19 protein-coding genes and 2 pseudogenes are annotated in these 21,075 nt (G+C 61.3%); 8 read left to right on the top strand and 13 right to left on the bottom strand.

All coding sequences use genetic code 11. The annotated features are described in order from the left end of the window. Positions 1 to 5 precede the first annotated feature (5 nt). The 3 genes from PVW51_RS14830 to PVW51_RS14820 all read right to left on the bottom strand — a co-directional run bounded on the left by PVW51_RS14830 (position 6) and on the right by PVW51_RS14820 (position 3,506). On the bottom strand, positions 6 to 398 hold the full coding sequence (locus PVW51_RS14830; RefSeq protein ID WP_269360865.1) for a DUF1850 domain-containing protein: 393 nt from the start codon (positions 396 to 398) through the stop codon (positions 6 to 8). Next, positions 395 to 2,467, bottom strand: coding sequence for a TRAP transporter permease (locus PVW51_RS14825; RefSeq protein WP_274575815.1), 2,073 nt, complete (start codon positions 2,465 to 2,467; stop codon positions 395 to 397). Before PVW51_RS14825 ends, PVW51_RS14830 begins: the two co-directional genes overlap by 4 nt. An 82-nt stretch (positions 2,468 to 2,549) precedes the next feature. Beyond that, positions 2,550 to 3,506, bottom strand: a complete 957-nt coding sequence (locus tag PVW51_RS14820; protein ID WP_269360870.1) for a TAXI family TRAP transporter solute-binding subunit — start codon at positions 3,504 to 3,506, stop codon at positions 2,550 to 2,552. A gap of 419 nt (positions 3,507 to 3,925) precedes the next feature. On the opposite strand from PVW51_RS14820, the gene PVW51_RS14815 reads away from it, so the two are divergent. After that, positions 3,926 to 4,897 (top strand): threonine ammonia-lyase, encoded by a 972-nt coding sequence (locus PVW51_RS14815; RefSeq protein ID WP_274575814.1) that lies wholly within the window; start codon positions 3,926 to 3,928, stop codon positions 4,895 to 4,897. A gap of 399 nt (positions 4,898 to 5,296) precedes the next feature. Here the strand turns inward: PVW51_RS14815 and PVW51_RS14810 are convergent, their stop codons facing one another. The 3 genes from PVW51_RS14810 to PVW51_RS14800 all read right to left on the bottom strand — a co-directional run bounded on the left by PVW51_RS14810 (position 5,297) and on the right by PVW51_RS14800 (position 6,513). Then, entirely contained in the window at positions 5,297 to 5,743 is a 447-nt protein-coding gene (locus PVW51_RS14810) for a metallophosphoesterase family protein (protein ID WP_274575813.1), read from the bottom strand. Then, a complete protein-coding gene (locus tag PVW51_RS14805; RefSeq protein ID WP_274575812.1) occupies positions 5,673 to 5,951 on the bottom strand; it encodes an ATP-binding cassette domain-containing protein in 279 nt (92 codons plus the stop codon). Before PVW51_RS14805 ends, PVW51_RS14810 begins: the two co-directional genes overlap by 71 nt. Positions 5,952 to 6,105: 154 nt before the next feature. Beyond that, on the bottom strand, positions 6,106 to 6,513 hold the full coding sequence (locus PVW51_RS14800; protein WP_274575811.1) for a RidA family protein: 408 nt from the start codon (positions 6,511 to 6,513) through the stop codon (positions 6,106 to 6,108). 100 nt (positions 6,514 to 6,613) lie between these two features. Between PVW51_RS14800 and PVW51_RS14795 the strand changes: the two are divergent. After that, a pseudogene (locus tag PVW51_RS14795) lies at positions 6,614 to 7,513 on the top strand (LysR family transcriptional regulator). Between the two features lie 29 nt (positions 7,514 to 7,542). Here the strand turns inward: PVW51_RS14795 and PVW51_RS14790 are convergent. Beyond that, positions 7,543 to 8,190 (bottom strand): glutathione S-transferase, encoded by a 648-nt coding sequence (locus PVW51_RS14790; RefSeq protein ID WP_274575810.1) that lies wholly within the window; start codon positions 8,188 to 8,190, stop codon positions 7,543 to 7,545. Positions 8,191 to 8,288: 98 nt separating this feature from the next. On the opposite strand from PVW51_RS14790, the gene PVW51_RS14785 reads away from it, so the two are divergent. Beyond that, the gene (locus PVW51_RS14785) at positions 8,289 to 8,846 is read left to right on the top strand and encodes a TetR/AcrR family transcriptional regulator (RefSeq protein ID WP_274575809.1); all 558 of its coding nucleotides are present in this window, start codon (positions 8,289 to 8,291) and stop codon (positions 8,844 to 8,846) included. 145 nt (positions 8,847 to 8,991) lie between these two features. Here the strand turns inward: PVW51_RS14785 and bdcA are convergent, their stop codons facing one another. Continuing rightward, positions 8,992 to 9,699: an SDR family oxidoreductase gene (bdcA, locus tag PVW51_RS14780; RefSeq protein ID WP_274575808.1), complete on the bottom strand. Its 708-nt coding sequence runs from the start codon at positions 9,697 to 9,699 to the stop codon at positions 8,992 to 8,994. A 76-nt stretch (positions 9,700 to 9,775) separates the two neighbouring features. Between bdcA and PVW51_RS14775 the strand changes: the two genes are divergently transcribed. The 4 genes and pseudogenes from PVW51_RS14775 to PVW51_RS14760 form a co-directional block, all read left to right on the top strand. After that, complete coding sequence (locus PVW51_RS14775; RefSeq protein ID WP_274575807.1) at positions 9,776 to 10,360, top strand: TetR/AcrR family transcriptional regulator; 585 nt, start codon at positions 9,776 to 9,778, stop codon at positions 10,358 to 10,360. Between the two features lie 291 nt (positions 10,361 to 10,651). After that, positions 10,652 to 11,335: an endonuclease/exonuclease/phosphatase family protein gene (locus PVW51_RS14770; RefSeq protein WP_274575805.1), complete on the top strand. Its 684-nt coding sequence runs from the start codon at positions 10,652 to 10,654 to the stop codon at positions 11,333 to 11,335. Continuing rightward, complete coding sequence (gene cls / locus PVW51_RS14765) at positions 11,332 to 12,765, top strand: cardiolipin synthase (protein ID WP_274575803.1); 1,434 nt, start codon at positions 11,332 to 11,334, stop codon at positions 12,763 to 12,765. The genes PVW51_RS14770 and cls overlap by 4 nt, the downstream gene beginning before the upstream one ends. A 334-nt stretch (positions 12,766 to 13,099) precedes the next feature. Further along, positions 13,100 to 13,285, top strand: a pseudogene (locus tag PVW51_RS14760) (transposase); the annotation flags it as partial. Positions 13,286 to 13,689: 404 nt separating this feature from the next. Here PVW51_RS14760 and adh read toward each other — a convergent pair. From adh to hemC, 5 genes are all read right to left on the bottom strand, one after another. After that, the gene (gene adh, locus PVW51_RS14755; RefSeq protein ID WP_274575802.1) at positions 13,690 to 15,213 is read right to left on the bottom strand and encodes an aldehyde dehydrogenase; all 1,524 of its coding nucleotides are present in this window, start codon (positions 15,211 to 15,213) and stop codon (positions 13,690 to 13,692) included. A 129-nt stretch (positions 15,214 to 15,342) separates the two neighbouring features. Next, a complete protein-coding gene (locus PVW51_RS14750) occupies positions 15,343 to 16,299 on the bottom strand; it encodes a GAF domain-containing protein (RefSeq protein ID WP_274575801.1) in 957 nt (318 codons plus the stop codon). Between the two features lie 360 nt (positions 16,300 to 16,659). After that, complete coding sequence (locus PVW51_RS14745; RefSeq protein ID WP_274575800.1) at positions 16,660 to 18,195, bottom strand: glycosyltransferase family 2 protein; 1,536 nt, start codon at positions 18,193 to 18,195, stop codon at positions 16,660 to 16,662. Positions 18,196 to 18,198: 3 nt separating this feature from the next. Next, positions 18,199 to 18,699 (bottom strand): hypothetical protein, encoded by a 501-nt coding sequence (locus tag PVW51_RS14740; protein WP_274575799.1) that lies wholly within the window; start codon positions 18,697 to 18,699, stop codon positions 18,199 to 18,201. 272 nt (positions 18,700 to 18,971) lie between these two features. Then, a complete protein-coding gene (hemC, locus tag PVW51_RS14735) occupies positions 18,972 to 19,919 on the bottom strand; it encodes a hydroxymethylbilane synthase (protein ID WP_274575798.1) in 948 nt (315 codons plus the stop codon). Positions 19,920 to 20,015: 96 nt separating this feature from the next. On the opposite strand from hemC, the gene hemE reads away from it, so the two are divergent. Continuing rightward, positions 20,016 to 21,056 carry a uroporphyrinogen decarboxylase gene (hemE, locus tag PVW51_RS14730; RefSeq protein WP_114276710.1) on the top strand — a complete coding sequence of 347 codons (1,041 nt, stop codon included), beginning with the start codon at positions 20,016 to 20,018 and terminating at the stop codon, positions 21,054 to 21,056. Positions 21,057 to 21,075 lie beyond the last annotated feature (19 nt).

Below are 21,075 nucleotides of genomic sequence, written 5' to 3'. Positions count from 1 at the left end.
GGCCCTCAGTCTGGCACGGGTTCGGTACGTTTTACAGCCTCCGTTTTACAAGGCGCGACCATGATCGGCGCCGCACGATCAGCGCCGATGACCTGACAGCGACCGTCCGCGCAGAGCGTCCAGCCAGCCCCCGTCGCACCGGAGGCCGCCAGCATCAGCGCCGGAACCTGAAGATGGCCGGCAGAGACCCACCAGCCATCCTTCAGAACCGCATCCGGCCCCGGCTCCATCCCCGCACCAGAGCCCTTGAGGCGCGAGCCTTCCAGCGTCAGCACGTCACCATCGACGCGCCAGTCTTCCTGCCAGGCGACATGTTCGACCGAATGGGTCCATTGCAGCGTGAAGGACCCCAGCGCCAGATGCAGCACTGCGGCCCCCACGCTCAGGCACCCGGTCACGCAACCGCCCTGCGCCGCATGATGACGACCCCGCCGACAAAGAGCGCCGCCAGGGCAAAGCCGATTTCATCGGTGGCAGGCAAGGCCGCGATCAGCGTGACAGCCGCGACGATGCCCAGGATGCGCAGGGGCCAGCCCAGCGGACGGCCCAGCCAGCCGATCACCGCAGCGCCCCACATCCCGATGCACAGGACCGTCTTGAACACGATATAGGCGACGGCCGGCCAATACCCGATCGTTTCGGCCAAAGGCCCGCCCGCCTGCAACATCAGCGCAGGCGTATAGACCGCCATGAAGGGAATGACGAAACCGGCGGCCGCCACCTTGATCGCCTCCAGGCTGATCTTGAGCCCGCTTTCCTTGGCAATGGGTGCCGCCGCAAAACAGGCCAGCGCCACGGGTGGTGTCAGATCCGCAAGGATGCCGAAGTAGAAGACGAACATGTGGCTGACAATCAGCGGCACGCCAAGCTCAAGCAGGGCAGGCCCCGCAATCGACGAGGTGATGATGTAATTGGGGATCGTGGGGATCCCCATGCCCAGCAGGATGCAGGTGAACATCGTCAGGATCAGGCTCAGCAACAGACTGCTCTGCCCCACTGCCACAATGAACTGACCAAATGTATTGGCCGCCCCGGTCAGGGTCATTGTCCCGATGATGATGCCGACCAGCGCACAGGCAACCCCAACCGGCAGCGCGGTCTTGGCCCCCTCGGCCAGGGAATCCCGGCACAGGATCAGGGTTTCGCGCCCGCCGCGTGACAGGGCACACCAGACAAGAAGCACAGCCAGTCCCGCGATCAGCACGTCGATACCAAATTGCAGGAACCCGGCGGCGACAAGGCCCAGACACAGCCAGAATACGGTACGCATGGCCCCCGCAGGAAGGTTCAGCACGGCGGACCCGCCCAGGATCAAGAGCACGGTCAGCCCCAGACCGATGGTGCCCGCAAACAGCGGCGTGTAGCCACCGAACAACAGGTAAACCAGCACACCCAAAGGCACGAGCAGCATCCAGTTTTCCCGGATCGCCTTGCGGGCAGAGGGCAGATCTTCCTTGCTCAGCCCGCGCAACCCGTGACGCCCGGCTTCAAGGTGAACCATCCAGAAGGCCGAGGCAAAATAGAGCATCGCGGGGATCAGCGCGGCTTTGACAACTTCGACATAGGCCACGTCCAACGTCTCGGCCATGATGAAGGCAACAGCCCCCATCACCGGCGGCATGATCTGCCCGCCCATCGAGGCCGTCGCCTCGACCCCCCCGGCAAAGGCGGGCCGGTAGCCGAATTTCTTCATCAGGGGGATCGTGAACTGACCTGTGGTCACCACGTTGGCAACGCCCGAGCCCGAAATCGTCCCCATCAGCCCCGAGGACACCACCGCAACCTTGGCCGCTCCGCCCTGCCGCTGACCGAACAGACCCAGCGCCACATCGGTAAACAGGCGGATCATCCCGGCCCGTTCAAGGAACGAGCCGAACAGAATGAAAAGAAAGATATAGGTCGAGGATACATAGGTTGGAATGCCGTAAATCCCCTCGGTCCCATAGGCCATGTGGTCGATCACCTGAGAGAAATCGTAACCACGGTGATTCAGCGGCGCGGGAAGATATTCACCAAACAGGCAATAGGCCAGAAACAGCCCCGCGATCAGCGGCAGGGCAAAGCCCATCATCGTCCAGGCGGCTGCAAAGACCACAACCAGCGCCACCACGCCTACGACAATATCCTGCGTCAGCGGACGCCCGGCACGCAGGATCAGCGGCTGGTACTGCCACCAATGGTAGAGCGCCACCGCAACACCCGCCAGGGCAAAACCCCAGGCCAGAGCCTTCAGCGACACCGACATGCGGCGGCCATAGGCGATCAGCGGAAAGGCCAGCAACGTGAGAAAGCCGACATGCACAGCGCGTGTGATCTGGCTGGACAGATCGACAAGATGCGCGGCGGTGACGATCTGAAAGACCGAAAACACAACCCCGATCCAGAACAGCAGACGGCCAACGGGACCAGCGCCAAACGACACCTCGTGTCCCTCTAGCGGGTCGGGGGGTGAAACGGGATTGGACATGAGAACACCTTGGACAGATCAAAGAGACCGGATGGGATGCGCCACACGGCGCACCCCAACCATATGCGAAACACGGGCGTGCTTACTTGAGGATGCCCATCTCGCGGTAATACCGCTCTGCGCCGGGATGCAGCGGAATCGGCATGCCCTCCAGCGCTTTCGCCATGTCGATCTGCGCCGCCGCCTGATGGGCCGCAACCAGCGTATCCAGGTTCTCGAACAGCTGCTTGGTCATCTGATAGGCGATCTCGTCGCTGACGCCCTCGTGGCTGACCAGAAAGTTTGACACGGCAACGGTCGGCACGTCAGCCTCCTGACCGTCATAGGTGCCTGCGGGGATGGTGGCCGCAACATAGGGCGCGCCCAGCTTTTCAGCCACATCGCCGGGGATCGCTACAACGGTAATCGGCACCGAGGACGCCAGATCGCGGATCGAGGCAACGCCAAGCCCCGCAGATTGCAATGTACCGTCCAGCTGGCGGTTCTTGATCAGCTCAACCGATTCAGCAAAGGGCAGATACTCGATCTTGCCCAGATCCTCATAGGACATGTCCATCGCGCCAAAAATGGCCCGTGCGTTCAGCTCGGTGCCCGATGCCGGTGCGCCCACCGACAGGCTCTTGCCTGCCAGATCGCCGAACTCGGTGATGCCGCTGTCGGTGCTGGCAACAATCTGGATGTAGTTCGGATAGATCGCCGCGATGCCACGCAACTTGTCCAGTTTCTGCGCAAAGCCTGCATCCGCGTTCCCTTCCCAGGCCATCGCGACGGAGTCACCCAGCGCAAAACCCAGCTCGCCACGTCCGTCCTGCAACAGGTTCAGGTTCTCGACGCTGGCCTTGGTCGATTGCACCTGCGTGCGCACGCCGTCGATCTTCTCGCCATAGATATTGGCCAGCCCCGCGCCCAGCGGATAGTAGACGCCGGATGTGCCACCGGTCAGCACGTTGATGAACTCCTGCGCCTGTACGGCAAACGGAGCTGCCGCCAGTGACGTCGCCAGTGCACAACCGCGCAGAGCGGATTTGAAATTGATCATGGTTTTCCTCCCAGAAATGATCGAAGGCCCGAGGGCCCGACGCTGGCCACAGTCGGTTGCGACAGGCGGCAGAGACAAGAAAATGCCGCCGGAGGACCCATAATACCTGGCAAGAAATGACCACGGCTCTGGCCAGAAACAGCCAGGGCACAGGCCTGGTGGCTTTTCCGCCAGCATCCCGCGCTCCGCCCAGATCGGGCGAGATCCGGCATGATCGGTTTGAAGCAAAACCTATCATCGGATTGCGCTGCAAACTTTGGCCGAAGTTTTTGGCGGATACAGGCAGGGAGAATCTATTAATGATTTCCAAAGGTGTGGTCTGTGAATAAACATCATTGCGTAAACGTCTCCAATATAAGCGTTTCTTGGAGATTGGTTTTCGCCGACCATCGAGCCTTGTCCTAAACAGGAGTTATTGCATGCAAGCGCCATCTGTCGAAGAGTTCCAGACCGCGCATGCTGCATTGCGCGACCAGGTCATCCGCACACCTACGCTGACTTTAGCGCATGCGCCCTTCCGGGAGCGTTTTCCGGCTGATGTCCAAGTGCGTGCAAAGCTTGAACTGTTTCAGCATGCCGGCTCATTCAAAGCCAGGGGCGCGATTTTAGGAATAAGACAGCTGACCCCGGAACAACGTTCCGCGGGAGTCGTCGCCGCAAGTGGCGGCAATCACGCCATCGCCGTTTCATGGGCCGCAAGGGCTGTCGGCGTGAACGCCTCGATTTTCATGCCAGAGACGGCCGATCGGTTAAGGATCGATGCGTGCCGCAAGCTGGGCGCAAAAGTCACGCTTGTCTCCGATATTGCCAAGGCCTTCGACATGATGTCGGAGACGGAACAAAGCGAAGGGCGCACCATCATGCACCCTTTTGAAGCCAGACACATGACACTCGGTGCCGGAAGCTGCGGCATCGAACTGCTAGAGGATGCCGCTGAATCAGATATTTTTGTCATCCCGGTTGGTGGCGGCGGGCTCATCAGTGGCATCTCTGCAGTGGTACGCCAAGCGCGCCCCGACGCAAAGATCTTTGGCGTGGAGCCGGTGGGTGCGGACACGATGTTCCGAAGCCTCGAAGAGGGCAAACCTGTGACGATTGCAAAAGTCGACACAATTGCCGACAGCCTTGGTTCACCCTATGCGCTGCCCTACAGTTTTGAGATTTCCCGACAAAATGTCAGCGCCATTGCGCGCGTTACCGACGACGATATTCGATCCGCCATGCGGCTTTACTTCGACGCTCTGCGCTTGATTGCCGAGCCCGCCTGCGCTGCGGCACTCGCCGCCGTTTGCGGCCCGCTAAAGGAAATCTGCGCAGGGCAAAAAGTGGCAATCATCGCCTGCGGCTCGAACATTTCTCTCGAACGTTACGACAGAATATTGGGACAATAAGACAGCTTGGCGGCGATAAGGAGTAACGGTGTCCTGAGACTAAGACAGGTGCAAACGACGTCTGGAACGCCTTCCAAGACTAGATTTCGACAAACGTAAGCGACGGTCCCAGGTTGAATATCCTGGTTTGATCCAGAACCGCGTTCCGCCCGGCGCAATGGTGGACCCGGCGCAATGGTGGATATGCCCGCACAGGTGCAGCCTCGGTTTTTTCCGTGTCAGAGCGTCCAAGAGTGCTTGGCTGCCCTCGTGACGGCCATCAGCCTGATGGTCAGCAATTCCGAACGGAGGCGCATGGGAGACCAGGACGGCACCCTCGGGACAGGCCTGCAGCGCCTCATCTGCCTGCTGCTCGGAGTAGCTTTCGCTCCAAGGCGCGTTCTTTTGAAAGGGGATCTCTCATCCGATCCCGAAAAATGTCACACCGCCAAAGGTCGCCCCGTCCCCGTCGAGATAGCGTAGCATCGAGGCGGCCTCACATGCCTGGCGCAGCTCTTTTGAATTGTCGTGGTTGCCTGAAACCACAATCAAGGGAACCCTCACCCCCTTAAGGATATCCAGTGTATCCGATAGCCCGATCCCCCGCATCGCGAAATCTCCGGCACCCACGAGCACGTCCGCGTCGGCGCTGGCGGCAACGATCCGCTGCGCGATTGCGCGGTCCCTGGTCAGGAAAGTCGCAATTCCGTCGAACGAAATGCCGTCGCTTTCACCGACGAAAATGAGCAGGAACGCCAGCGCAAGACAGGTAAGAAGACCCCAGGGGAAAATCGGTTCACGTGTCGGCCTCCGGCAGAACGACGTGATAGCTGGTGCGATACCCCTGAAACTGAAGCGAAAGGACACGCCCCGTCAGCTCTCCTTCCACCGCGTTGCCCTCCGGGCGCGCAGCGGGCCGATGCGGCGGCACGAAGGTCATATCGTCTTTTCCAAACGTCACCCGCCCAGATGTCGGGGAGACGAAACCGGCTACAATCCTCAGCAGAGTGGTCTTGCCGCAACCGCTTGGGCCCAGAAGTGTAAAGAAAGTGCCATCGGCAATCTTTCGTCCCACACCCTTGAGGACCTCAACATCCCCGTAACACTTGCTGACGTCTATCAAGGAACCCGCTCAGGTGTGACGGGCAGTTTCGGGATCCCGTATCTGCGACCTATTTGAGGGTGCCGGCCGGACGGGTATCATCAATCTCAACGGCCAGCACAGCAATCTACGCGGGTATCTGAACCACCATTTCAATCTCGATTTTCAGATCCTCATTGGCCAGTGATGCGACACCGATACCGGTAAGGCTTGGTTGTTCTCGGCCAAGGAACGCCGTTATCTGGGTCATCACGATGACCATCGTCGCATCGTTCAGCTCCGTCATGTAGACGCGCATCTGGACAATATCACGCGGTGTCGCAGCGATGGCGCGCAAGGCTTCCGCAAGATTTGATATGACCTGACTGGTTTGCCCCTCAAGCGTTTCCGGCACGGCAGATCCGTCGGCACTCCAGGCGACCTGTCCGGAGACAAACGCCAATCTGCCGGGGTTGGTGATGGATATTTGCGAATAGCCCACCTTGCCGGCATCGGGCAGCGTATCCGGATTCATTCGCGCGATTGCATTTGACACATCAATTCTCCTTGCTTTGCTTGATGCTCGCTAGGTAAGCCAAACCATAGGCGAACAGAATTCGTGACTGAGGCGAACTTAGTTCTTCAATTGAGGGCAAATGGCTGAATCAAAGGTAAATGACATTCTGGTCTTTCTATCCGTCGTAGAGACGGGAAGTTTCGCTTCAGCGGGACGGGCTTTTGGTCTTTCCCGGTCAACGGCAGGAAAAGCGGTTTCGCGCCTTGAAGACCGATACGGCCTGCGTCTGCTGAACCGCACAACCCGCGCCATCAGCATGACCGAGGAAGGTCAAAGACTGTACAAGCAGGGGCTGGCGATCCAGGCGGCGATTGCAGATGCCGATTTGAGCATGGCCGGTGGCGAGGGCATTCCCAGGGGCACCCTACGCATCGCCGCACCTGACGCGCTTGGGCGGCGGCTTTTGATGCCCGTTGTGCGGCAGTTTCAACAAGACTGGCCAGAGGTTCGTTTCGAGATCAGTTTTTCCGATACCCTGCGTCACATCATCAAGGAGGGCTTCGACCTTGCGGTTCGGATCGGGGTCACCTCGCCGGATACCTCCCTGATCTCACGCACCCTGATGACCGACAGACCCGTGCTGTGTGCCTCTCCATCCTATCTGGAAGGCCGCGAAACACCCAACAGAATTGATCATCTGAGCACACATGACCTGCTTCAATTCTCAAGCGTCGGACAGCGCCAGGTCTAGGTCTTGCAGGACGCCACCGAGTTCTGGAGCAATGCGCCGGGACAGGTCACCTTGCGGCTTGACAATGCCGAGGCTCTGCGCGAGGCCGCACTGGCGGGTATGGGGATCGCCTTGTTGCCAAGCATATTGGTCAAGAATGACCTGGCTGCGGGTGCGCTGGTACGCATTCTGCCAGAAGTTGCAACTGGCGAGGTTCCCATCGTCGCGCTCTATCCGCACAAGAGGTTCCTGGAACCCCGCGTGCGGCGGTTTATTGACATGCTGGCGGCAAACATCCCCGGGCACTAAGCCCTGCATTAGGCTCTATGTTTACTGCTTTAGGTGGCGCGTCCCATTCCCCGCCACCCCTGGACGCTTGGTCGGGCCAACATCCGGCTGTGCCATTCATGCAAATGGCCGAGCTGGGCCGGGATCTCCAGCTGGACGATGTCCGCAAAGATGAAAGCGGCGACAACCGCTATGTCCGCCATCGAAAACGTCTCGCCGGCGATATGGGGCCGCGTCGAAAGGACTTCGTCGAAATAGCACGCACCACGCAACGCCCTTTCGCGCATCTTCTCGCCCCATTCGGTGTTCTGGTAAAGCTCGACATCCGGCCCCAGTCCAGGTGTCGCATGATGGAAATAGACGCTGATCGGATCCAGAAACTCGATCTCGGCCCGTTTGTTCATCATGTGGATCATACCCCGTTCGCGTGCTGAGACGCCGGTCAGCCGGGGCTGGTCGCCAAGATGATCCAGATATTCCGTAATCGCCGTGCATTCGGCCAGGAATGTCCCATCTGCCAGTTCAAGAACCGGCAGGGTGCCGGAATAGTTCTTTTCCAGAAACTCCGGCCTTTTATGGGCACCCGTTCGCAGGTTCACTTCGACAAACCGCACCTTGTCCTGCAAATCCAACTCGGCCAGCGCAATGCGAACGCGCGCCGGATAAGGACCGCGGTTGAAATCATGCACAATCATCATTGGCGGTTGCTCCACTACCTATCAGTTGGTAGGCACATTGGCATGAAACGACACAGAGTCAATCTCCCGCAATACCGAGATTTTGGAAGCCAGCGCCCATGTCCGAAAACACCAAAGAGAAACTGCTCGCCATCGCCCGAACACGCGTGCAGGCGCATGGCTACGACGGCCTGAACTTTCGGGATCTTGCGGCAATGCTTGGTATCAGGGCACCCAGCCTCTATCACCACTTCCCCAGCAAGGCGGCCCTCGGAGCTGCCGTGGCCTGGCGCTATTGTGACGATGTGCAGGCTGCCCTTGATGCGGTTTCGCAAGCTCACGCTTCACCGCGCGCCTGTCTGCTGGCGTATCCGGGCATATTCCGCAAGGCACTGGAGGGTGACACGCGCATCTGTTTGGCAAGTTTCCTGTCCGCCCAAAGCGATGATGTTCCCGAGGAAATACGCGAAGCGATCCGGGCATTCATTGATATCAACGTGACATGGCTTGCCGGGCATCTTTCCACGCTTGTATCCAAAGACATCGCCATGCGCCGCGCTGATGCGATCTATGCAGCGGTTGCAGGGGCGCAACTGACGGCGCGCGGGTCAGGCGGTTTGGGGCGCTATGACGACCTCATCGCGACATTCAGAGAGAGCGGCCTGCTGGGTGCGTGACCCGCACCTGTCGCAGCAACAGGATAGAGTGAAACAAATGCGACCTGGCGGTGTGCGCCGATAATTCCGCTCGTTGCATCATCTTGATCAGCCCTGCGGAGGGCCCTGCCCTGCCCGCGCACGCGAGGTCCGGGCAGGACAGCGCTCAGGCGCCGAAGGCCCCGTCAATCGTGTGCATGGCGCCTATCACGAAACCGGCTTCCGGTCCGGCAAGCCAGGCGACCATGCCCGCAACCTCTTCGGGCTGACCGTGGCGCTTGATGGCCATAAAGCTGTGCATCAGATCCTTCATCGGGCCGTCTGCCGGATTGGCATCCGTATCAATCGGCCCCGGCTGCACCACATTGACCGTGATACCGCGCGGCCCGAAATCCCGGGCAAGCCCCCGCGCCAGTCCCTGCATCGCCGACTTGCTCACCGCATAAGAGGCCATACCGGCCAGCGGCATCCGGTCGCCGTTGACGGACCCCATGACGATGATCCTGCCGCCTTCGGGCATGTGCCGGGCGGCTTCGACCGCTGCGTGATAGGGCGCATGGATGTTGATCTGGAAAAGCCGGTCAATCGCGTCCGGGTCCTGCTCCAGCGCATCGCCGAAAACACCTATCCCGGAATTCACGACCAGCACGTCAAGTGGCCCGCTTTCGCGCACAGAGGCGATGACCGCATCGCGGTCGGCACTGTCGGCGCGGACGGCGGTGCTGCCGGTCTCGCGGGCGAGCTGCTCGGCCGCCTCGTGCGAGCCGGCATAGGTGAAGGTCACCTTGTCGCCCGCTCCGGCAAAGCGTCGCACGATCGCCGCGCCAATGCCCCGGCTGCCGCCCAGGACCAATACGGTTCTTACGTCTGACATGGTTGGATATTCCTTGTTGAAATTCTGTAGTGCTCAATACATATTAACTTTACCGATCCAGTCAAGGAGTTTTATAGTGACTACTACAAAAACTAGGCGTACTGCCGGTCGGCCCAGAGGTTTCGATCCGGATCAGGCTGTCGCGATGGCGCAAGGGCTGTTTCATGCGAAAGGCTATGACAGGGTGAGCCTGGCAGAATTGACCGATGCCCTGCAGATCAAGCCACCCAGCTTTTACGCCGCCTTTGGCAACAAGAACGGGCTCTACACCCGTGTATTGGACCGATACGCTGAAACCGGTGCCATTCCGTTTTCCGAGATCCTGCACGACAATCAGCCGGTGGCCGAGGGTCTGAAAGCGCTGCTGGAAGAAGCGGCGCGCCGTTACGGCGCAGATCCCGAAGCGCCGGGATGTCTGGTATTGGAAGGGACCCGCTGCCATGACGCGCAGGCACGCGCTGCGGCAGGGGTCTTCCATCGCGCGGCCCTGGATCAGATTCACGCCTATGTCGCCGCGCGCGCCCCGGAAGAAGCGGACCGGGTGACCGATTTTGTCGGCACACTCATGGCTGGCCTCTCTGCCATGGCGCGGGAAGGGCATGATGCGGACAGGCTGCTGGCAACGGCGCGTCTGGCGGGACAGGCGCTCACGATGGAATGACCATGTAGTGCCGTCGCTATCCAGGGCTGGCCCGATACCTGCACACGGGACCCTATGAGGTTGAAATTTCTCGCCGCGCTGTCCAGTGCCGCATCCGACACGGCACGCGTGGTGAAGTTCGATAGGGCCCGGCGGTTTCAACGGGTAAGCGCAACACTTGCATCTTTCGGGAAAGATCGAGCGTGAGAAATGAAGTTCCCTACGCGGGCGTATGTCGCGGACAACCAGCTTGACAGCGCGATCGGTGATCTGCGGTAGTGGGGCCGCAAAGATATCGCAGGAAAGGAATATATGCGGGTCGCGAGTTACAACATCCGCAAAGCCGTTGGCCTTGATTGGCGGCGCGACCCGGATCGGATTGTTGATGTCCTGGCTGAAATCAATGCGGATATCATCGTTCTTCAGGAAGCGGACCGGCGGGTCGGCACCCGGGCAGGTGTGCTGCCTCTGGATCGCCTGGAAACCGAGTTTGATTACATCATGACCGATGTTTCCCTGCATCCGCTCAGTCATGGCTGGCACGGGAACGCGATACTGGTGCGATCACGCTTTGCGGATCATGTCCCGGAGAGGATCGAGCTACCGACACTGGAGCCGCGCGGGGCGGTTTCGGTGCGGCTGGAGCAACCGCAGCTTGAGGTGATCGGCGTCCACCTCGGGCTTACGCCGGGTATGCGGCGCAAACAGATGTCGACCTTGCAAGAGGTGATGAAAGATCGCGATCATCCTGTTCTGCTGGCAGGTGATTTCAACGAGTGGAATGTCGGCCGGTTGCCCTTCGATGCGCCGGCAGATGTTGTCTCTCCGGGACCGAGCTTCCACGCGACCCGTCCGACCGCCGCGCTTGACAGATTTGTCCTCGGCAAGGGGTTACGCGCAGTGTCAGCACATGTGCATCATTCCACTTTGGCGAAACGCGCGTCGGACCACCTGCCCGTCGTCATCGACATTGCCTTCACGGAGACCATGACATGACGACAATTCTGCTCACGGCTCATATTTTGGTCGTGATCGGGTTTACGCTCCGTATCCTGCTGCGCGATGATCTTTCGCCACAGGCACGTCTGGCATGGTTCATCATCCTTACGGTGCTGCCCTATGTCGGAACCGTGATCTATTTCCTGTTTGGTGAAATCGACGTCGGGAACCATGCGAACCAGCGCCACAAGGAGGTTTTCGACCAGATCCGTGCCAGGGCACCCCACCTCATGGGGAACCCGGATGATACGGAGCGGCTGATCGACCCGCTTTACAGGTCGGCCTTTCGATATGCGGCGTCGATCAACGGCTTCCACGCGGTTGCCGGGAACCGGGCCGAGGTGATGGCCGACGCCGCAGCCACGAACGCGCATCTCATCGCCGATATCGACGCCGCGCAAAGCCATGTCCACGTGCTTTATTACATCTGGCTCGACGACCGGACCGGCACGGAGGTCGCGCAGGCCCTGATCCGCGCGGCACAGCGCGGTGTCACCTGCCGGGCCATGGCCGATGGTTTGGGGTCGCGGGCCCTGATCAAGTCGCCGCTCTGGCAGCAGATGAAGGATGCGGGCGTGCAGATGGCCGTGGCCCTGCCTTTCGGGAACCTGATCCGCACGCTGCTGACCAGTCGCATAGACCTGCGCAATCACCGCAAGATCACGGTCATCGACAGCAGGATCACCTATTGCGGCAGCCGGAACTCGGCCGATCCGGAATTTCTCGTCAAGGCAAAGTATGGCCCCTGGGTCGACATCATGCTGCGGTTCGAAGGCGCCATTGTCGCGCAGAATGAACTGTTGTTCCTCAGTGACTGGATGCAGGCCACCGGAAACACGCCCGATGGCTTCACGCTGACAGCAAGCCCGACCGATGAGGGGTTCCCGGCGCAGGTGATGGGCGATGGCCCGACCGAGCGTCGGGGCGCCACGCCGCAGCTTTTCTCAAACCTCATCACTTGTGCGCAGGACAGCCTGACACTCTCGACCCCGTATTTCGTACCGGATGCGACCGTTCTGGAAGCCTTGTGTTCCGCCGCTCATCGCGGCGTCAGGGTGACGCTGATCTTTCCCAGGGTAAATGACAGCTGGATCGTCGCCGCGGCAAGCCGGAGCTATTATCGCAGGTTGCTCTCTGCCGGATGCGAGATCCATGAATTCGAGGGCGGCCTGCTGCATGCCAAGACGCTGACGCTGGATGGCAAGGTGACGCTTGTGGGTTCGTCGAACCTCGATCTGCGCAGCTTTGACCTCAACTACGAGAACAACATTCTGCTGCAGGATCAGGATGTGACCCGGGCCGTGCGCGAGCGCCAGGCGGATTATATCGCGCGCTCTGCTCCCGTGACCCTTGATCTGGTGGCCGCATGGCCACGGCACAGGCGCATCTGGAATAACGTGATTGCCACGATCGGCCCCGTACTTTGACCGGCGCAGGTTCGCTTGACGAGGAGCCGGGACCGCAGCATTCCGGCCATTCGCGGAACGCGCAGCATAATTCTGTCCAGAAGTCGGGGCATTTCAGCCTATACAGGCATTTGCGACACAACCGCTGACAACACCGGGCCACCACATAGAAGCAGGTGGCGCCGCCGCGCCACCGACTGGTTCATTTCGATCTTGTTATTACGCCATCACAATTCGCCGGCGGGTCGGAGCAGCAGTTTGCCGGTAGTGGAGCGATTTTCCAAGTCAGCTGACCTGCTCCCCTGAAAGGCCCTCGATTTGAGGCTAGCCTGTTCTCCAACTGAGGAGTCAGACGATAAAGAGAAGCCGTTTCAGCGAAGAACAGATCACTGGGATATTGAAAGAGCATCAGGCTGGGCTCGGTGCTAAAGAGTTGAGCCGAAAGCACGGCGTCAGCGATGCAATTTTTTACAAGTGGCCTTCGAAGCGCCTTGCCGATGCGGAACTGCGGACTAGGATGAAAGACTTGGCTGCCGAGCAGCGTCGGTATGGCTATTCACTGCCCGACAGGGCATCGCGCGGCAATGTCCCGAAAGGGGCGATTGCACATCCTTCTGAAGCGCAGGGGATCGAAACAGCGCACATGATCCGGAAAGGGCAACCCGGCGGGGGCTGCCCGTTACGTCGTGTCAGTGCAAACTTTGCGACGGATCCGTATCATGCTGCTGTAGCGCGGAAACTCCACCTGTCCCGACTGTCCAGATTTACGGCGCCAACTCTCTCGCAGACAAGGCAAGTTGATGTGACAGCAGCTATCGTTGTCCAAGTTGAAATCGAACTGGCCGGGAAAGTGTTGTGTGTACTGCATGCAGCGCAGTTGTGGCGCCAAGTCGTCCGGATTGAACCGAAAACGGCCCCCGGATCGGGGGGCCGCTTCGCCGGATCTTAGAAAAAGCCCAGCTTGTTGGGGTTGTAGCTGACCAGCAGATTCTTGGTCTGTTGGTAGTGGTCCAGCATCATCTTGTGGTTTTCACGCCCGATGCCCGACTGTTTGTAGCCGCCAAAGGCCGCATGGGCGGGGTAGGCGTGATAGTTGTTCACCCAGACCCGACCCGCTTCGATCGCGCGGCCGACGCGGTAGCAGGTGTTCATGTCGCGCGACCACACGCCGGCGCCCAGCCCGTACATGGTGTCATTGGCAATCGCCAGGGCTTCGGCCTCGTCCTTGAAGGTGGTCACGGAGACCACGGGGCCAAAGATTTCCTCCTGGAACACGCGCATCTTGTTGTGGCCCTTCAGGATCGTCGGCTGGATGTAGTTGCCGCCCGACAGTTCGCCGGTGAACTCTGCCGCCGCGCCGCCGATCAGCACCTCGGCGCCCTCTTCGCGGCCGATGGTGAAATAGGACAGAATCTTGTCCTGCTGCGCCTTGCTGGCCTGCGCGCCGACCATGGTTTCGGGGTTGCGCGGGTCGCCGTGTTTGATCGCTTTGACCCGTGCGATGACGCGCTCCATGAAGGCGTCGTAGATGTCCTCTTGCACCAGCGCACGCGACGGGCAGGTGCAGACCTCACCCTGGTTGAAGGCGAACAGGACGAACCCCTCGACCGCCTTGTCCAGGAACGCGTCATCCTCGCGCATGATGTCGGCAAAGAACAGGTTGGGGCTTTTGCCGCCCAGTTCCAGCGTGACGGGGATCAGGTTTTCGGTGGCGGCCTTCATGATCGTGCGGCCCGTCGCGGTCGATCCGGTAAAGGCGATCTTGGCGATGCGTTTGGACGTGGCCAGCGCCGCGCCGACCTCGGCCCCGTAACCGTTGACGATGTTCAGCACACCGGCGGGCAGGATATCGGCGATGATCTCGGCCAGCACCATGATCGCGGCGGGGGTCTGTTCGGCGGGTTTCATCACCACGCAGTTGCCAGCCGCCAATGCGGGGGCCAGTTTCCACGCAGCCATCAGGATCGAGAAGTTCCACGGGATGATCTGGCCGACCACGCCCAGCGGTTCGTGGTAGTGATAGGCGACGGTGTCGGCGTCGATCTCGCTCATTGACCCTTCCTGCCCGCGCAGCACGCTGGAAAAGTAACGGAAGTGGTCGGCGGACAGCGGAATGTCGGCGGCCATGGTTTCGCGGATCGGCTTGCCGTTGTCCCATGTTTCGGCCTGCGCCAGCAGCTCAAGGTTGGCGTCGATGGCATCTGCGATTTTCAGCAGCAGGTTGGCGCGTTCGGTGGCCGAGGTCTTGCCCCATGCACCCTTGGCGGCATGGGCGGCGTCCAGCGCCAGTTCGACGTCAGCGGCGTCCGAACGGGCGCAGTCGTTGATCTTTTCACCGGTGATCGGGGTGACGTTTTCAAAATAGCGCCCGTTCACGGGGGCGACAAAGGCGCCGCCGATGAAGTTGTCGTAACGGGTCTTGAACGGCGATGTGTAGGTGCCGGATTCGGTATGTGCGAGATCTTTCATGTGTGTTTCCTCCTGATAGCACCGGGTCTCCCTCCCGGATTGCGCACAAGGTGACGGGGCGCGGGGCAGCCGTCATCAGGGGGAAAGTGAAAGTTCGGGAAAACTGTCTCGGAAGTGAGACAGGCGAGCCTAGGTTTCGTCGAGGCCCAGCCGCTTCATGCGCCGGTACAGGGTGGCGCGGCCCACGCCAAGCTGTCGCGCGGCCTGCGAGACGTTGCCACCGGCACGGGCCAGCGCGCGCAGCACGGCGGCGCGTTCGGCCCGTTCAAAGCCGGTTACCTCGTCGTCGCGCCCCAGCAGGTCGGCGGCGGGGCGGGCGGTCAGCGGGCCGGTGCCTGCCATGCCGAACAGCGCCCGTGCGGCGCGGGTGGCCCCGACCACCAGATCGTTGCCGTCCACCGCCAGCAGCGTGGCGGCGTCGCTGTCATTGCCTGCGGCGATGATCCGCGCGGGGGTATAGGTGGAGCGAAAGTTGGCCTCTTCGATGGCGCGGGCGGTCTGGGCGACCTGCGCGCTGATCAGGCGGTTGAACGCCTCGGTCTGGTCGGCGCGGGCCGATGACACGTCCAGCGCGCCGATGATCGCGCCATCGGCCCCGTAGATCGGCGCGTCGATACAGCTCATGTCGGTGTTGCGGGACAGGAAATGATCGCCCTGGTGGATGATGACGCGGCGGCGTTCGGTCAGGCAGGTGCCGATGCCGTTGGTGCCCTCGCGCTCCTCGCTCCAGTTCGCCCCGGCGCACAGGCCCCAGCGTTCAAAGGCCGCGGTGTCAGCGTCGGAGATGCGCTGGTCCAGCACCACACCGTCGCTGTCGGTCAGCAGAACGGCAAAGCCGGACAGTCCCACCAGCGCATAAAGCGCGTCCAGACGCGGAGCGGCCACGCTCAGGAATTGTTCCAGCTCGGTGCGGCGCTGGTTCAGGGCGCTTTGCTCCAGCCGTTCGGGCGCGCGGTGTTCGTCGGGGGTCAGCCCGTGTTTTTGCACCGACCGGTGCCAGCTGGCCGCGATCTGGGACCGGGCAGCAGCAGAAGACGACTGTGTTGCTTGCAGGACCTTGTCGGCGTGGGACGGGGCGCGGGGCACGGCTGACCTCTGGCGGTTGCGGGTGTGCAGCAGCCTACAGGCGATTCCCTTGATCGCGCAACAGTCTTGGGTCTGGGGGGCCTTGATGATGTGACCACCCCCGACGGCATCAATGTGCCAAGGTTGTGGCAGAGACGTTGATTGAGGGTGAGACGGTCAAAAGGGTGGCTCAGCGCTATGATCTGTTTCCGAGCACGGTGGCGGATCGGTGTCGCATGGTGCGGCAGGGCAAGCTGGTGTTTCCCAATTCGATGGGCATGGGATTTGTGCCGGTTGAAGTGGATCAAGCGGCAGTGCCTGTGGTCGCCCCCGTCGTTGCGGGACGGTTAGACACGCTCGATATTATCAGGGAGGCACATGTTATGCCGGGTGGCGAAACTGCAGGTACGCGCTGATCCGCGCTTCGATCTCGTCAGCGATCCTCGCCGCGTCGCGGTCCAGTGCGTCGACAACCCCCTGGACAACCTCCCGATCATCGGCAGCCACACCCAAAGCCAGATTGAACTGTTCGGGATGCGGCGGGTAATCCGATGCGTCTGGCAGGATCAGCACCACCTCATTCACATGTGGATGGCGCGCCGCCCATGTATCCGGTCCGTCCACCTGCAGGCGGTGGCCGCGCTTCTCAAGTTCGGTCACAAGGCGCTTTGTCGTGTCACCCTGTGGCGCAGCGGATTGTTTGATCGCGATGGAAAACCGCAGATCGGCCAGCGTTTCTGCTATTGTGGCAAAGCCACGCGCGTTCTTGTAGGAAACGACCCGCTCGAAAATATAGGGCTTTGAAGTGGAAATCCGCGACTTGTCCTGCGCGTCGTCGGAATAGAGGCACCCGATGAAAGGGCAATAGACAGGCCGTTCTGCCTGTGTGTAGCGCAGGATGAGATCCCAATCGACCATCCGCCGCAACTGGCCATCGAAGGTGCCGAATTCGCCTGTCATGTCAGCCCGATGGCAGAACACGTTCAGGTCGACGTAGTTGCCGTCGACGCAATGCGCCCAGTCAAAAGGCTCGCCCCGGTAGCCTGCCACCGCGCCATCGCGGTTGAGCAACAGGCTCGCGGCATAGGCACATCGCGCGCCGGAGGTCTCCAGCGCGATCAGCATCAGTCGCAGGAAATCGGCCGTCCACAGGTTATCGCTGTCGAGGTAGAAAATCACCTCGCCCGATGCCCGGGCCAGCCCCGCGTTACGGGCGGCGGACACCCCGGCATGTTCGGTGTGACAACAGATCAACCGCGGATCGGCTGAAAGGCCCTTCAGGACGTCAATTGTGAAATCGGTGCTGCCGTCGTCCACCACGATCAGCTCAAGGTTGTGGTGCGACTGGGCCAACACGGAACGCACCGCAGCGGTCAGGGTCGCCCCCCGATTGTAGGTCGCCATGATCACGCTGACGAAGGTGTTCCGCGCCACCAGATCCGCATCGTGCTGCGCGCTCAGCGCGTTCACGAAGCGTCTGGCCGCCGCATGTTCGAATGTTGTCATCAGCCGATGGGGCCGCTGATGCAGCCTGGCGGCAAATGTCTTTTGCAGGGTTTCCTGCGCGGCGGCAGGCAAGGGTTCTGCCACGCTGCGATCGATCAGGGATTGCATCACCGGATCGAACGGGGCGCTGTCAGCCAGCAGGCTGGGCGATGCCTCCCTGCCCTCGTGCTTGCCAAAAAGCTCATAATGCCACAGCGGGTTGTGCCCGACCTCGGCAACCTCAGGATTGCGGGCAAGATAGCCCGTGGAACTGAAATCCGGGCCCGGGTCACGGCCGATCTTCGCGCCGTAGACCGCATAGTGATGTGCCGCCGACCGGTCATACAAGGTGACATCCGGGTAGGTCCGGCGATACCATCCAGCATCGAACAACGCGCTGTCTTCGATGACCTTGATCGGGTCCTGGGGCATTGCCTAGCCCCGCCCCCGGCCGCGTGCCAGCCAGCGCAGTGGCCGGGTCAGACGCCAGGATCTGCTGGCACGCATATCGCAAAGCGTTTGTTCGAGGTCTGCGATAACCCCGGCCTGCTGCTGATGCTCAAGGGCGCTTTCGTCTTTCTGCCGGGCCAGCGCTGCTGCACCGGCTTTCAACTCGGCCTCCAGCTTTGCAAGCGCGCTCGCTTGCGCTTCCAACTGACTGGCACGGGCGGTCAGTTCCGCCTCTGCCGCATTGCTGCGCTGATCGGCCAGATTGGCAAGGTCCGCAAGTTCACGTTCGCGCGTCGCCAGTGTGACGCGCAAGGACCGCGCCCGCTCCTCCACCTTGCGCAGCTGAGCGTCAAAGATCTGCTCTGCATCCAGCAACAACCGGTTCACGTCTTCCGCAGAATAGCCACCGGCCTTGTCCTCGGCCACAACCGGCCGATAGGCAGGATTCCGTTCCAAAACCAGATACCGATCGAACTTTGATGCCATTACTTTACTCACCACAGTGACAGGGCTGCCCTTGGGATACCGGCGATGCTTCAAAACGGCAGGAAATGCAATGGCCAACAGCGGCCATCGCAACACCGCCGTCAGGCCTTGCATTCATTCTTCGCGGTCTGACTGCAAGCGATGCTGTTACCATAGCTTCACATAAGGCAATTGCCGCGAAAGTCACAGCATCTGTGTTTTTGCAGCCCGGTTGTCGGCGGTCGGTTCAGCCGCCGCCCCGGGGTACGGCGCGCCTGGCACCCTGCCGGGTCTCACGCCCGCCAGTCAAAGAACCCCGGACCGGCCTGCGCAAGCAGCCTGCGGGCCATGTCCTGCCCCGCCCCAGCGCCATCCTCCACCGGGCAGGTGATCGCGTCGCTCAGCGCTTCGGACCCATCCGGGCGCAGCACCTCGCCGCGCAGCTGCAGCGCGCCCCCCTCCAGCACAGCCAGCCCGGCGATGGGTGTCTCGCAGGAGCCGTCGAGTTCCTGCAGAAACGCCCGTTCGGCCGTGAGCCGCTGGCCGGTGGTCCGGTCATGGATCGCTTCCAGCATTTCCGCCATGCGGGTGTCATCGCTCCGACGCTCGATCCCGATGGCCCCCTGTGCCACGGCGGGCAGCATCATGTCCACCTCGATTGCGGTCGCCGGCACCTGATCCATCTTCAACCGGTTCAACCCGGCCATGGCCAGGAACGTCGCCTCCGCCACACCCTGATCCAGCTTCATCAGCCGGGTCTGCAAATTACCGCGAAACTCCACCACCTCCAGATCGGGCCGCCGCAGTTTCAGCTGCGCCCGCCGGCGCAAACTGGAGGTCCCCACCACCGTGCCTGCGGGCAGATCGGCCAGCCCCTTTGCACGGGGCGAGATGAACGCGTCCCGCACATCCTCGCGCGGCAGGTAGGTATCCAGCAGCAGCCCCTGCGGCTGAAGCGTCGGCATGTCCTTCATCGAATGCACCGCGATGTCGATCTTGCCTGCCAGCAGATCATCCTCGATCTCACGCGTGAACAGGCCCTTGCCGCCGATTTCCTTCAGCGGGCGGTCAATGATCTTGTCCCCCGTCGTCTTGATCACGACGATGGTGAAGGCCTCCAACGGCAGGGCAAAAGCCTGCGCCAGCCTGTCGCGGGTCTCATGCGCCTGGGCAAGCGCCAGCGGGGACCCTCGGGTGCCGATGTTCAGGGGGTTCTTCGGGTTGGGCAAATCAAAGGTCATGGCCTTTCGTACATTTGCATTAACGGGCTGACAACTCTTGTCTCTCCCCCGCTGAAAAAGCATGATAGATGAAACACTTCCATCAAGAGTACCCCCATGAGCAAGACAAAAACCATCCTGCGCGCGCTGGCGGGCGAAACCCTTCCGGTCCCGCCCATATGGATGATGCGGCAAGCGGGCCGCTATCTGCCGGAATACAAGGCGACGCGCGCCCAGGCGGGGGATTTCCTGTCTCTTTGCTACAATCCCGAACTGGCGGCCGAGGTCACCTTCCAGCCGATCCGCCGCTATGGCTTTGATGCGGCGATCCTTTTTGCCGACATCCTGTTGGTGCCGCAGGCGCTGGGGGCCGACCTGTGGTTCGTCACCGGCGAGGGGCCGCGCCTGTCCACCATCACCACCCAGGCCGAAGTGGAGGCCCTGAAACCCGCCGAGGCCATCCATGACAGGCTGAGCCCGATCTACGAGACGGTTGGTATTCTGTCCAAGGGCCTGCCGGAGGAAACCACGCTGATCGGGTTCGCCGGCGCGCCCTGGACCGTGGCCACCTATATGATTGCCGGACGTGGCACGCCCGACCAGGGGCCGGCCCATGCGCTGAAATCCGAGAACCGCGCGGTGTTCGAGACGCTGATGGACAAGATCACCGAAGCGACGGTTCTTTATCTCTCCGAACAGATCAAGGCGGGCGCAGAGGTGGTCAAGATCTTTGACAGCTGGGCCGGGTCGCTGCAGGGGGCGGACTTTGACACCTATTCCCTGAAGCCCATGCAGCGCATCACCAGCGCCCTGCACGAGATGCATCCCGGTGTGCCGGTCATCGCCTTCCCGCGCGGAGCTGATGCGCGCTATGAAGGGGCGCACAAGGCCATCGGCGCGGAATGTATCGCCATTGACGACGGCGTCAGTGCCGAATGGGCGGCCAGCCACGTCCAGACCGCAGGCTGCGTGCAGGGCAACCTGAAATCCTCTCACATGGTCACGGGCGGCGACGCGCTGGTCAGCGAAACCCGCCGCATCGTCAAGGCATTGTCGGGCGGGCCACATATCTTCAACCTCGGCCATGGCATCACGCCTGACGCCGACCCCGAGAATGTGCAGCTGATGATCGACACGGTCCGCGAAGGCCGGGGCTGACCCCTGTCAGGGGCGTTAC

Source organism: Sulfitobacter sp. PR48 (assembly GCF_028807335.1).
In the GTDB taxonomy this organism is placed as follows: Bacteria; Pseudomonadota; Alphaproteobacteria; order Rhodobacterales; family Rhodobacteraceae; genus Sulfitobacter.
This window is presented reverse-complemented; position numbering and strand designations above follow the sequence as displayed.